The sequence below is a fragment of the Anaeromicrobium sp. genome (assembly GCF_025210435.1).
In the GTDB taxonomy this organism is placed as follows: Bacteria; Bacillota; Clostridia; order Peptostreptococcales; family Thermotaleaceae; genus Anaeromicrobium.
The window spans coordinates 25,569-38,837 of sequence record NZ_JAOART010000064.1 but is presented as its reverse complement, the minus strand read 5'-3'; the positions used below and the strand labels follow the sequence as shown (position 1 = coordinate 38,837).

Genomic DNA, 13,269 nt, shown 5'->3' with positions numbered 1-13,269 from the left:
TTCCTTATCTAAGCTTTCAGTTCCTTCTTCCCATAATATCTTAGAATATATTTCTGGAAACAGAACTTCTACTACTTCTTCCTCAAATGCTTCCAATATGGATTTCCAGGCAGCATCAAAGTCATGAATTTTTGCCAAGTTTTTCACTTCCCTACTTACTTGTCTTTCTTTAATTATATCATATTACTTATTAAATCATTTACATATATCCTTTCTAAAACAAAGAAAAAAACATGAAATCATGGACTATAATTACTATCTATGTAATTTTAGATGGACATACTTTGAGTAAAATTTACCACTTAGTCCCTACTTCTATCCTCAAAATATTTGCCTACTTTAGGAAAATATATGATATAATTTACAGAAACATATGTTCTTAGGAGGTTTTGCTAGTGACAAGATGTGGTTGGGTAACAAAAGATCCTTTATATATTAAATATCATGATGAAGAATGGGGAGTTCCCGTCCATGATGATAGGGTTCATTTTGAATTTTTAGTCCTTGAATCTGCTCAAGCTGGACTTAGTTGGATAACAGTCCTTAAAAAGCGTGAAAATTATAGGCTTTCATATGATAATTTTGACTATGAAAAAGTTGCCTTATATGATGAAAAAAAGATTGAAGAGTTATTATCCAATAAGGGAATTATTAGAAATAGAAGAAAGATAGAATCATCTATTAATAATGCTAATAGATTTATGGAAGTTCAAAGGGAATTTGGTTCCTTTGATAATTACATATGGAGTTTTGTGGACAATAAGCCCCTTATAAATAGGTGGGCCACTTTAGGACATTTACCTGCCTCCACAAGCCTTTCTGATAAGATATCTAAGGATATGAAAAAAAGAGGTTTTAAATTCATAGGCACTACTATTATCTATTCTTATCTTCAAGCAGTGGGCATAGTAAATGATCACACTACCGATTGTTTTAGATATGAAGAATGTATAGAAAAAAATATATAGAATGGTTTTTCAATTATATATGTACTAAATTCTCTAATTTTATATACAGATAATCCTGTTTTAATGTAAATGGTCTGGTCATCTAATATGTCCACACAATAAGTCTCTACTTTTATTTCCATTTAAAAAGGTGAGTCCTTATAACTCACCTATAGCAACATTTAATACTTTTCCAATACTATCCTGAATCAATAAGTTAGCCCTATTATCATAAGCTGTAGTACTTTTATTAATAAGTATTAACTTATTCCCCCTATAATATTCAATTAATCCTGCTGCTGGATATACGACAAGGGAAGTTCCCCCTACGATCAATACATCTGCATTTGCTATATATTCTACAGCCCTTTGTATAGTATAATTATCAAGGCCCTCTTCGTATAAAACCACATCAGGTTTTATAATCCCACCACATTTTATACATTTAGGCACAACTTCACTACTTTGGGTCACTATATCTAAAGAGTACTTTTCCCTGCAATCCATGCAATAATTTCTGTACACGGAACCATGGAGCTCTAAAACATTTTTACTACCAGCCCTTTGATGGAGTCCATCAATATTTTGGGTTATTATGGCCTTTAATTTCCCACGCTTTTCAAGATTTCCAAGGGCCACATGGGCCAAATTAGGTAAAGCATCCTTATATATCATCTTTTCCTTATAAAATTCATAAAACTCCTTTGTATGATTCATAAAAAAACTATGACTTAACATAACTTCTGGTGCATACTTTTGTCCCGTACTACTATATAACCCCGTATCAGCTGTTCTAAAATCAGGTATATTACTCTCCGTAGAAGTGCCAGCTCCTCCAAAGAACACAATATTATCACTTTCATCAATTATTTTTTTCAATATCTCAACACTCAAAAGATCACCCCCACTAAATAGTATATCCATTTTTTTCATTATATCATATATAAATTTATGAACTAAAGCTTTACCCATACAGTAACTTGCCTACGAAGGTAAATGTATTAAAATTTTTTGGAATCGTGGAACGTCACAACATCCTATGATTCGTCAACATGAATCGTGAACCTATCTTAAAAATTCACACTTTAACATGTGACAGTGACTTCGATGGAAAAAAATTTTAATACATTTACCTGAAGTAGGCCCACATAACCCCCATAAAATCATGGACTTTATTTACTATACATTTAATATTCTTTTATCTATTATCTTCCGCTTTTCTGTGCCCTTAGAACAATCTTTCCTTTCTCCTTTCATACTTATATGTAGGGTAAGTTTATCTCCTTTAATTAACTTTTTAATTATTTCACATTCTTCAAGTCTATTATAAATAAGAGGAAATAACCTTTCACCCAAAGGATCTTCCATATTCACATATATTGTTAAACAATCCCTTTTTCCATCATTAGTCATGACTCCATCATAATCACCTATTTCCCTTATTGAAAATAAAATTTCATCCAATTGTCCAATAGTTAATATGTGCCCCTGTGAAAGGGAAATGGCCCCTTTTCTTCTATAGATTATCCTATCTAAACTTTTAAGGGCTGTGCCACAGGGACAGGGTTTATTAATAATTCTGCTTATATCTCCCGTACCATAACGAATAAGGGGCATACCCCTTCTTGTTAAGGTAGTAAACACCACTTCCCCATACTCTCCCTTAGGTACAACTTCCCTTGTGACAGGATTTATAATCTCAAAATACAAATCAGCTTCCCTTAAATGAAATCCCTCTAAGGCATCACATTGTACTCCTGCCCCAAGGCCCATTTCAGTCATACCATAATGATCATATACCTTGCATTTAAAAAACCTTTCTACTTGATTTATTACTGCCTTTGGAGCATAATCAGTACTTAATAATACACTTTTTAATTTTATCTTATCTTTATTTTTTTCATTCCTTATAAGGGAAAGGACTTGAGTAGGAATGGCCACAAGGGAATTTATTTTCTTATTTTTAATTATTTTTAGTACCTTCTCAGGATCATATATTGGTCCATGTATATATGCCTTAACACCCATTCTCTTTAGGCCCTTTTTAAGTAAATCCCCCACACTTCCCTCCCTTTCTCCTGGAAGTAAAATAAGGACCCTATCTCCCTTTTGCACTAAAGTTGACATGCCTATTTTAAAAAAATCAATAGTTAATTCTTGATCATCCCTTGTGAAAAATATTCTTTTCCTTTCACCTGTAGTTCCAGATGTTTTTAAAGTAACTATCCTATTAATATGATTTTGTGGCACACAAACAAAGTGATTAGGGTTACACATTATATGGGAATCCCTAGTAAAGGGAATTTTTTCAAAATCATTAAAAGAATATATTTCCCCTAGTTCTCTTAAATGATTCTTATAAAAGACACTATTTTTTTTTACATATTCTATATTTTCCCTTAGTTTATCTAATATATAGTTATCTAATTCCCTTCTAAAATCATTAGAGCCTTTATGTCCAATCTTTTTTCTTATCCACTTATCTAGGGGAGTAATATTCATCAACACTTGCCCCTATATAGGTAATTACCCCTAGTGTCCGTAAGGTTGTATGCACAAAATGGTATTATATCTCCCTTTTGGCTTACCACATGTATACAACAATCTTTTAACCTATCTAAATCAATATTCCAAGCATCTTGAAAGGCCATACCAGAAATACTAAAGGTGTATGTTTTTAGGTTATTTAATATCTCATCGAAGGTGGAAACATCACGAAAATTATCTTCACCACATTTACAGGTCTTATTGGGTAGCTTCCAATTTCTAGCCACGAAGGCCCTAGCCTTTTTTGCCCCTACTTCAGCCCTTTGAACTTCACCACAACAACTTTCCTTAGATATGGATTTTAATATGTTTTTTCCCCTATATAAGTAGTTTCCGTTGAAAGAACAAAGAGAATTTTCACACCCTGGTGCCTTAAGAGTTTCTCCTTTGATTCTTCCCCTTGTCTGCTTTTCTATTTCCCTTATTATATCTGGAATAGTTATTCTTGTATTTTCATTACTTTCAGGAGTAAACCTTCCAAAGTAACTAACAGGTTGAAAATGTACTCCCCTTATATGGGGGATACGGTCTATGGCAAAATCAATTATCTCTCCTATATTATCCATATTCACATGGGGTACAAGGGTTGGAACAAGAATAACTCCTATATTATATTTGTCCAAATTTTCAATGGCTTTAACTTTAGTTTTAAAAAGATTTTTCCCCCTAAGGCTTTTATATATATTGTCATTTGTACCATCAAATTGTAAAAAAACTGAATTTAGGCCTGATTTTTTTAATCTTCTTACATACTCCTCATCTTCAGCAATTCTCAATCCATTTGTATTTAATTGAATAAAATCAAATCCCATATGATGGCCAAGTTCTATTATTTTATCTAAATCATCCCTAAGGGTAGGCTCTCCTCCAGATATTTGTATATTATAAGGGCCCCCTCCTTCTAAAAGTCTTTCATACCAAGATTTTATTTTATCTAGACTTGGATCTTGAAGATCTCCTTTTTTTGAGCTAGCAAAACAAAATCTACATTCTAAATTACACCTATTAGTAACTTCAATTAAAGCTGTACATGTATGCTGCCTATGATCATTACAAATTCCACAATCAAAGGGACATCCCTTTTCTATCTCCGTAAAACTTTTCTTTGGTCTACTAGGTATCTTTTTCCTTATCCATTTATCAATACTAGGGTCACCATTCCATATTAGGGTCTTAAACTCTCCATGATCATCACATTTTTTCTTTAGATAAACCCTATCCCCTTCCTTCCATCTGTAAGCTTTAATTTTCTTTAAGCATATGGGACAAAGGCTTTCTGTTTGGAATATGATTTCCCCCTTCATCATTGTCTCTCTCCTAACTCATAACCATGTTCATCCATAATCTGCCAAACCCTATTAAAACTTTTTTCTATAATGCTTCCACATTTTACAGGATAGGATATTTCTCCCGACTCATCTACTAACAGCTGTTCTCCAACTATATGTAGACAATCTGTACTTTCAAATTCTTCTTTAAACCACTCCATATATTCTTTAATCATATTATTAAAATCTTCCTTATTATTATCACAATCTTCTTTCCCACCATAAAGACCAAATATACAAATTCCTCCCGTTAAAACTCCACAAGTTCCTCCTGATGACCCTATTCCTCCACATAATCCATTTAGAGCTTTTATTAAATCTTTATTTTCTCTTTCCTCTTGTTCTAACACTAATTTGACCATTATCTGGGTACAGCAGTATCCCCTAGAAGCAAGTTGAAATATACGAAAAGCCATTTCATTCATACTAATTCCCCCTTATGTTTTTTGAGCAATTAAAAGAAAATATCCAACTTTACTCTTTGATAAAATCCTTTTCAATTCATTAGAATCAATATTGCAATTTCCTGTTTTATTCCAAAAAACATTCATGGAACCATATTGAAAAATAATATTAACCATCAGTTCCTTTAAATAATTTGTATGGTCTTCAAAGGACCTTATCTCAAATCCCCTTTCAATTAGTTTTTCCTTTAAAACTTCCACATGGTGAATTCCCCTTAGACAACTTTTTAAATTAAGTTCATTCAATTCATTTATGTATCTAGGTTCCCTAGCATAAACATCAGAAATGGCTAAGTACCCCTTATCCTTTAGGACCCTATAAATTTCTTTCATAACCATGTCTTTATCTTCCATTAAGGATAAAGTACACTCACAAAATACTCCCTCCATTTCACAGTTCTTAAAGGGAAGTTTTTCTCCCCATCCTTCATAAAGATTTAGATTAGGATTCTTAACCTTCCCCTCCTTAAGGAGTTTTTTAGAAGGATCAATTCCCACTGAATCTAGGTTGTATCTCATCTTTAAGTAGGCCACCGTAGTACCCATACCACATCCCACATCTAAAACCCTATGATTATTTTTAAAGTTGCATATATGAACTGCCCTATCTGTAAGGTCAAATCCACCTGGTCTTATGGTATCTCCCGTTACATTTCTCATATGTTCACTTTCATAAACAGAGTTAGATCCACATGAAAACATAATGTTCCCCCTATTATTTATCCTCTAAATTTTGTTCTACTAAAAGCATTTTCCCTTGGGCTAATTTTTCTGTAATTAGTACTAATTTACAATTAGGGCATTTTAATAATTCTACTTGAAAATCTCCTCCTAAATATATGAGCTTAACCTTTTCCTCCTTGAGAGGGGAACCACATTTAGAACAAATCCATTTAATTTCCTCATCATAATTCTTAAATGTCATATTTAATCCTCCAATATTTCCATTCTATGACTGTACACATTGTGAATTATAAAGGCATCTTCACTTTTTTCATATTCCACCCAATAGGTGACATTCACAATTTTTTTATAGGTAAGTAAGTGGCTATTTTCTGGATTTAAAAACTTTCTATTATTTTTTTCTCCATACTCAATAACCTCATTAATATGTTCCTTTAGGATTAATCTATCTTCCATATTTTTCATTGTATTTTCAGGGATTATCAAATTTAATCCCCTATTATCTAATTGAAGATTTTCTTCTCCCCATAAGGTTTTTAATAGATGGAGTTTTAATCTGGTTCTATTTTCATGTCTTTCTGAAAGGGTAGGTCCCTTCTTTTGAGAGAGAATGTCCAGATTTTCACCATATATTAGATCTAAAATATGAAGAGTTCTTTTTCCCTTTGATGCAAATAAATCTCTACACATGAAACAATAGGCCACATAGTCTTTAGAACTTTCATTTATTCTCTTCTCAATAAAATCTTCAGCCATTTCCCTATTGGCATAATATACTAATCCTCCATAACCACAACACTCTGTTTTTTCCTTAGAATAATTTAATTCTTCAATATGATATCCAAGGTCCTTAATAATTCTTCTTACACTTTCATGGATATTTTTATCATATCTAGTTGTACAGGCATCGTGAAGAGCTAAAGCAGGTTTATTTTCTACTCTTTTTCCTGATGGGATTCCAAGATCAACCATCATATCCCATAGGGATACTATATTTATTTCAGGCATATAGGTTTTAAATATGTAATAGCAAGTTGAGCAGGCCAGTATTAAGATGGGCTTACCCATTTTAATCCAGTCATCCTTTAGTTTTTCTATATTTTCATTAAACATATCCATTCTACCTGACCACTCTCCTGGTGCACCGCAACATCCAAGGCCTAATCCTACCTTTTTTATTTTATTCAGAAGATAATCATAAACCTTAGGCACATATGAAGGAGCAGAAGCACTTAGTTGACATCCTGGAAAGAATATATATTCACTTTCTTTCATATTTGGTCCATGTTTTAAAAGCTTAAAATTGTGGCTATTATTATATTCCATATCCCTTAAGGCAAAATCATGGGCAGATGGGGGCATCTTATTTCTTTTTACCATACTTTGCCTTGTTTCCATGATTATATCCTTCATACTTAAGCTATTAGGACATACTTCTCCACATAGACCACATAATGTACAAGAATTAATCATCTTATTGGCCCTATGATTTCCAAGTACAATATTTTCATTATGATTTATATGCCTTATATACTTTTTGGGATCCACATTGAATTTATTTAGATGGGCACATGCCTTAACACAATCTCTGCACTCACACTGGGTACATCTACCCGCTTCAAGGGAAGCCTTTTCTTTAAGATCCTCTTCCATATTTAAATCATATGGTCTAACATGTTCAATATGTGATATATCCATATTTGATAGTGATTCATAAGAACCTTCCCTTTCCCTAGCTGCCGTTAGAGATTTCTTATTTACAAATCTAGTGATAGAAGTGGCTGCCCTTAGGGCAGATGACACAGATTCAATTACAGAATCATTAGCACTGAAGACATATCCTCCAGCAAATAGATTATCCACCTGGGTTTGAAAGGTCACTGGATTGATTTTAAGTTCCTTTGGCCAAAGGCCAGTTCCCAAATATACTCCATCATATTCACCTAATATTTCATTTATTTTTATATCCTTTCCAACCTCTGTATTAAGTTTTATTTGGATTTTCTTTTTACTTATTTCTTTAATTTCTTCTTCTAGTATATCCTTTGGAAGAATTTTTTCATGAAAATCCCATAGGCTACCGCCAAGTTGAGATTTTGCCTCATATATGGTCACATTATACCCCTTTTTATCCAACTCATTGGCTACACACAATCCACTTATTCCTCCACCTATTACAGCGATTTTAAAAGGTTTCCTAGGAATTCCAAATTTCTTCTTAGGTTTTGTATACCCATATTCTATGGCTATTTTCTCCAACTTTGATATTTGAATAGGCCCACCCAATTCCCTTCTCAAACATACCCTCTCACAGGGATGATCACAAATCCTACATATTATCCTAGTAAAGGGTATTTTCTTATTTAATATCCTATAGGCCCTCTCAAAATTTTTATCCTTAATTTCCCTTATAAAAGAAAGTATATCCACATGTAATGGACAAGCCCCATTACAAGGTGGTGCATTATCAGTAATACATAGATCCTGTTTACTCAGTAACTTATCTAAATCCATCCTCATTCAACTTCCTTTTCACATTCTTTTATAGATTTATTAACTCAGAATAAGATTTATGTGGGCCTATCTCAGGAAAATAGGCTCACATAAACCTATATAGATTTCTTGATTTTGAATTTGTTTTATACAGTAACTTGCCTACAAGGGAAAATATATTGAAAATTTTTGGAACCCTGGAACGTCACAACATCCTATACTACTTTAACATGACTCATGAACCTATCTACGAAGATTCACACTTTCGCTTGTGACAAGGACTTGGGTGGAAAAAATTTTCAATATATTTTCCTGAAGTAGGCTCACATAAAGCCAGTTTTTTATTGGGAAATCTATATTTATTGCAGCCTATGTTTACATAAACATAGGCTGCAATGATTTTCTATTTATCCTTTAATTCCTTAATTCCAGCTAATACCTTTTCTGGACGAGCTGGTAAATGGGTTATTCTCACATTAGAAGCATTATAAATTGCGTTAATTATGGATGCATGGGGAGCTGCAAGGGGCATTTCACCAGCGCCAGAAGCACCAAATACTGCATTTGGTCTTGGGGTTTGTGTATAGATTAACTGAATATTGTCTGGCACATCCTTAATTTGAGGAATACCACATCCTGTTAAGGTTGTGTGTTTCTTCAAGTCTTCAAAATCTTCACTTAAGGCTAGACCAATACCTTGAGCAAGACCACCATATAATTGACCATCAGCAGCCAACTTATTAGTAATAGTACCTATATCAGCAGATAAGGTCATCTTTTCTACTTGGGTTTTACCAGAATTTAGATCTACTTCCACTTCTGACATTACAACACCATACATATAAGCTGCAAATGGATTACCTTGACCCGTTTCAACAGAACAATCAGTACATGGTGCAGTCCATTTACCCGTATATCTTAAATCTAACCCTTCTGAAACCATTTCATCATAGGTTCTGTATGTACCATCTTCCTTTTTCATTCCTTCAACTAAATTTCTACAAGCAGCCACAGTGGCATTACCTGTTACCACATTTGAACGACTTCCACCAGCAGGTCCACTATTAGGAGTTCTAGTCATATCATTCATAACTAGCTTAATTTCTTTAGGACTTATTTTTAAAGGTCTTAAAGCTTCATAGGCATAGGTTAGTGTACCTATATCTGCCCCTTGACCATGATCTTCCCATGAATTTCCTACAGTTACTCCCTTTGGAGTAAGTTCTGCCCAAGCTTCTGAACTATCAGCACCATCTAACCCTGAACCATAAATAGATAGGGCAAGGCCAACACCATATTTCTTATCCTTACTCTTAGCATTCTTTTCTTTAGCCCTTCCTTTGGCTTTTTTATATTCTGGTCGCAATTTATCTAATAGTTCAGGTAAACAAATCACATCTGGTTCACAACCTGTTGGAGTGGTACTTCCCTTTCTATATACATTTTTATATCTAAATTCAAAGGGATCCATACCTATTTTTTCTGCTAACTCATCTACTAATACTTCTGAAGGGAACAGTATTTGAGGAGCACCATATCCACGGAAAGCTGATCCCCAGGCATGATTTGTACATACAGTACGTCCATTACCTCTCATGGATGATATATCATATCCAGCTCCACCAAATTGGACACCTCTCATAGTAAGTAAATCACCAAACTCTGAATATGGCCCGTGATCAACACTCCAGTCAGACTCTAAAGCCAATATCTTACCATCCTTATTAGCTGCCATTTTCATATTAGTCCAAAATGGAGCTCTTTTACCTGTATATGTTATTTGTTGATACATATCAAACTCTAGATATACAGGTCTATTTGTAGCCAATGTGGCAACACCTAATAGACCTTCCATAGTCGGGCTAAATTTGTATCCAAAGGTTCCCCCTGCATTATTTTGAACAATAAATACATCTTCAGCTTTCATTCCAACACCATCAGCTATCATAAGGGCATGGAAATGAAGGGCAATACTTTTAGAATGAATAATAAGTTTTCCTTCATCATTTAAATAAGCAAATCCCACGTCTGGTTCAATAGGTAGATGGGGTTGTCTTTGAACATAGAAGCTATCTTCCACCACATATGGTGCACTCTTCATAATAGGAGCTGTTTCTTCACCCTTTACAAGCTTGTTCTCAAAGTAGATATTTGGTGTTCCTGGATGAATTTCAATAGCGTCTTCATCCATGGCTTCAGGAGCACTCATATATGCAGGTAATTCTTCTAATTGAACCTTTACCTTTTCTGCCCCTTCCTTAGCAGCCCTTTCCGTTTCTCCAAGTACTATGGCTATGGCATCTCCAAATTGAAATACTTTTTTGTCACATAATATTGGTCTATCTAAACCATCTCCCTTGTTAGTTGGAAAGGCCAATCCATTAATCCTATTAGTTCCCTTAACATCTTTGTATGTTAAAACCTTATATACGCCTGGAACCTTTTGAGCCTCAAAAGTATCTATGGATAATATATTGGCATGGGAAACCTTTGCCTGTACTAATTTTGCATGAAGAGTATTCTTAGGAAGCTTTAGACCTAAATCTGCTCCAAAATCCCACTTACCAGTTACCTTAGCTAGGGCCGATGGTCGAACATACTCTGTTCCATACATGGAAGCTCCTTGTGGAAGTTCATACCAAAGATCCTTTACTTCTATTTCTCCCCTCATTAATCTTGCGGCATCCATAACTGCATCTACTAGGGGTTTATATCCTGTGCAACGACATACATTTCTATTCTTTTGGAACCACTCTCTAACTTCTTCCCTTGATGGATTGTTATTCTCTTCTAATAAAGCCTTTGCTGATACTATAAATCCTGGTGTACAAAAACCACATTGAGCAGCACCATGTACCATCCAAGCTACTTGAAGTGGATGAAGATTATCCTTATCCCCTACCCCTTCAATAGTAATAATCTCTGATTCATCTGGAACTCTCTTCATCCTAGTAATACAGGATCTTACAACCTTTCCGTTAAGAATAATAGAACAAGCACCACATTCCCCTTTATTACAACCAACCTTTGTACCAGTTAAAAGCATCTGCTTTCTAAGTATGTCCGATAATCTGGCATGAGGCTCTACTAATATGGTCTTTTCTTCTCCATTAATAATAAGTTCCTTCCTTAACATAATACATCTCCTCTCCCTTATAGAAAATCAACTTGAAAATTGATTATAGATTTATCAACACTAAGCTTTATTTATACAGTAACTTTCCTACGAAGGAAAATATATTGAAAATTTTTGGAACCCTGGAACGTCACAACATCCTATGTTACTCCCACATGAATCATGAACCTATCTACGAAGATTCACACTTTCGATTGTGACAAGGACTTGGGTGGAAAAGATTTTCAATATATTTTCCTGAAGTAGGCTCACATAACTCAAGTTTGAAAATGATAAATCTATATTCTTTTAACATGCTTAACAAAAATGTACATATATCCTGTCCCTTATATATATATTTTTATTAATATCCTTTTATTACTATGGATTTATAAAATCAAGTTTTCCCTCTACAGTTAACAAACTATAAAAGATAATAAAAAAACTACCTCTTTTATATTAAGAAGTAGTTTCTCTATTATCTTTTATATTAAATATTTCTCTTGTTTCCATAAACAGGTCTTAATGCAGTTAAACCTGCAGCAGATGGTACTAGACTATAAACAAAGGCCAATGATCTTCTTTTCCAAGATGACTCATTAATTTCAAACATAGCCTTATGAGTACCAAAGTAAATAACAGCCATTCTTATTACCATTAATACCCCTAATGATACAGTCATTATTCTTGAAACTTCTGGTGATACATTATTAGATATTACCCAGCTAAGACTAAATGTAAGAGCTAATAATCCTGCTATAGTTACACAAGCTACAAATCCTGTAAATGCTTTTAAACAACAATCTAAAACCGTTCCTTTTCTCCCTTTCATATTCCCCACTCCTTATCTATTTTTTTAATACTTTAATGCAATTTATTATGTCATTTAATTTCTAATATTCCCTCGTGCCAGTACATAATATAATAGGCCAAACATAATTTCAATAAAAATTTTTCACTTAAGAACTTGCTGTTTCATGTTATTTCTGCCAAATCAAAACTCCCTTTTTCACATTTGCTTTTATCTGAAAATTATAACCCATATTTTTTTATAGTTATAATATGAAAGGTTCTTTTTATAATGGATTACATGAAAATAGCCTCTTCTTTTTACAAGTAAGAACTACTATACTTATAATAACTATACTGACCATGCATAATTTCATTCATTTTTTTAATTATTGCGAATATATTTTTTTGTAATTAAACTTGTGAGAAATTAAATCTTTTCCTGAAGTAGGCGCCAGTTTCAATTTCCTAAATCTATAAAAACCTAATATAAAAACCGATAGAAAAAATCTATCGGTTTCTTTTAAAGTCTTTTTTTAATTACTATATTTTTCTTAACCTTTTTTATATCGTGCATTATCTGTTCCTTGTTAGAGGTATTAGTAAAGGATACCATATAATTTTTATGATCCGTATACAATATTACATTCTTTGTTCCCAAATTATAGGCTCCACTGGCAAATATGTATTTTTCTGATTCCTCTGCCTTAGGAGGCTTGCCCTTTTGTGTTTCCACAATCTTTTTTATACTATGGATTGGAATCTCATATTTCCTAAGACCACCCCTGATTTTTAATATATCTCCTTCTACCCTATAGGAGGAACCTATTAACCTCCATACTACATATCCAACTAAAGCTCCTAATATTAAACCTATGATATTACTCATATTAACACATCCT

The 13,269-nt window shown here is 33.4% G+C and carries 11 protein-coding genes; 1 reads left to right on the top strand and 10 read right to left on the bottom strand.

Features of this window, described 5'->3' with window-relative positions; genetic code table 11:
• Positions 1–395 precede the first annotated feature (395 nt).
• Positions 396–968, top strand: coding sequence for a DNA-3-methyladenine glycosylase I (locus N4A57_RS07830; protein ID WP_293657348.1), 573 nt, complete (start codon positions 396–398; stop codon positions 966–968).
• 138 nt (positions 969–1,106) lie between these two features.
• Here N4A57_RS07830 and N4A57_RS07825 read toward each other — a convergent pair whose 3' ends face one another.
• The 10 genes from N4A57_RS07825 to N4A57_RS07780 all read right to left on the bottom strand — a co-directional run bounded on the left by N4A57_RS07825 (position 1,107) and on the right by N4A57_RS07780 (position 13,256).
• Positions 1,107–1,871 (bottom strand): NAD-dependent protein deacylase, encoded by a 765-nt coding sequence (locus tag N4A57_RS07825; protein WP_293657351.1) that lies wholly within the window; start codon positions 1,869–1,871, stop codon positions 1,107–1,109.
• 255 nt (positions 1,872–2,126) lie between these two features.
• Positions 2,127–3,449: a DVU_1553 family AMP-dependent CoA ligase gene (locus N4A57_RS07820; protein WP_293657347.1), complete on the bottom strand. Its 1,323-nt coding sequence runs from the start codon at positions 3,447–3,449 to the stop codon at positions 2,127–2,129.
• Positions 3,449–4,801: a radical SAM (seleno)protein TrsS gene (gene trsS, locus N4A57_RS07815; RefSeq protein ID WP_330671483.1), complete on the bottom strand. Its 1,353-nt coding sequence runs from the start codon at positions 4,799–4,801 to the stop codon at positions 3,449–3,451. Before trsS ends, N4A57_RS07820 begins: the two co-directional genes overlap by 1 nt.
• Complete coding sequence (locus N4A57_RS07810) at positions 4,798–5,247, bottom strand: DVU_1555 family C-GCAxxG-C-C protein (RefSeq protein ID WP_293657346.1); 450 nt, start codon at positions 5,245–5,247, stop codon at positions 4,798–4,800. Before N4A57_RS07810 ends, trsS begins: the two co-directional genes overlap by 4 nt.
• Before the next feature lie 12 nt (positions 5,248–5,259).
• Positions 5,260–5,988: a DVU_1556 family methyltransferase gene (trsM, locus tag N4A57_RS07805; protein WP_293657345.1), complete on the bottom strand. Its 729-nt coding sequence runs from the start codon at positions 5,986–5,988 to the stop codon at positions 5,260–5,262.
• 13 nt (positions 5,989–6,001) lie between these two features.
• On the bottom strand, positions 6,002–6,211 hold the full coding sequence (locus N4A57_RS07800) for a DVU_1557 family redox protein (RefSeq protein ID WP_293657343.1): 210 nt from the start codon (positions 6,209–6,211) through the stop codon (positions 6,002–6,004).
• Positions 6,212–6,213: 2 nt separating this feature from the next.
• Positions 6,214–8,484: a pyridine nucleotide-disulfide oxidoreductase/dicluster-binding protein gene (locus N4A57_RS07795; protein WP_293657341.1), complete on the bottom strand. Its 2,271-nt coding sequence runs from the start codon at positions 8,482–8,484 to the stop codon at positions 6,214–6,216.
• 382 nt (positions 8,485–8,866) lie between these two features.
• Positions 8,867–11,599, bottom strand: coding sequence for a molybdopterin-dependent aldehyde oxidoreductase (locus N4A57_RS07790; protein WP_293657339.1), 2,733 nt, complete (start codon positions 11,597–11,599; stop codon positions 8,867–8,869).
• 469 nt (positions 11,600–12,068) lie between these two features.
• Positions 12,069–12,410, bottom strand: a complete 342-nt coding sequence (locus tag N4A57_RS07785) for a hypothetical protein (protein WP_293657337.1) — start codon at positions 12,408–12,410, stop codon at positions 12,069–12,071.
• Positions 12,411–12,890: 480 nt separating this feature from the next.
• Positions 12,891–13,256: a hypothetical protein gene (locus tag N4A57_RS07780; RefSeq protein ID WP_293657336.1), complete on the bottom strand. Its 366-nt coding sequence runs from the start codon at positions 13,254–13,256 to the stop codon at positions 12,891–12,893.
• Between the last annotated feature and the right edge of the window lie 13 nt (positions 13,257–13,269).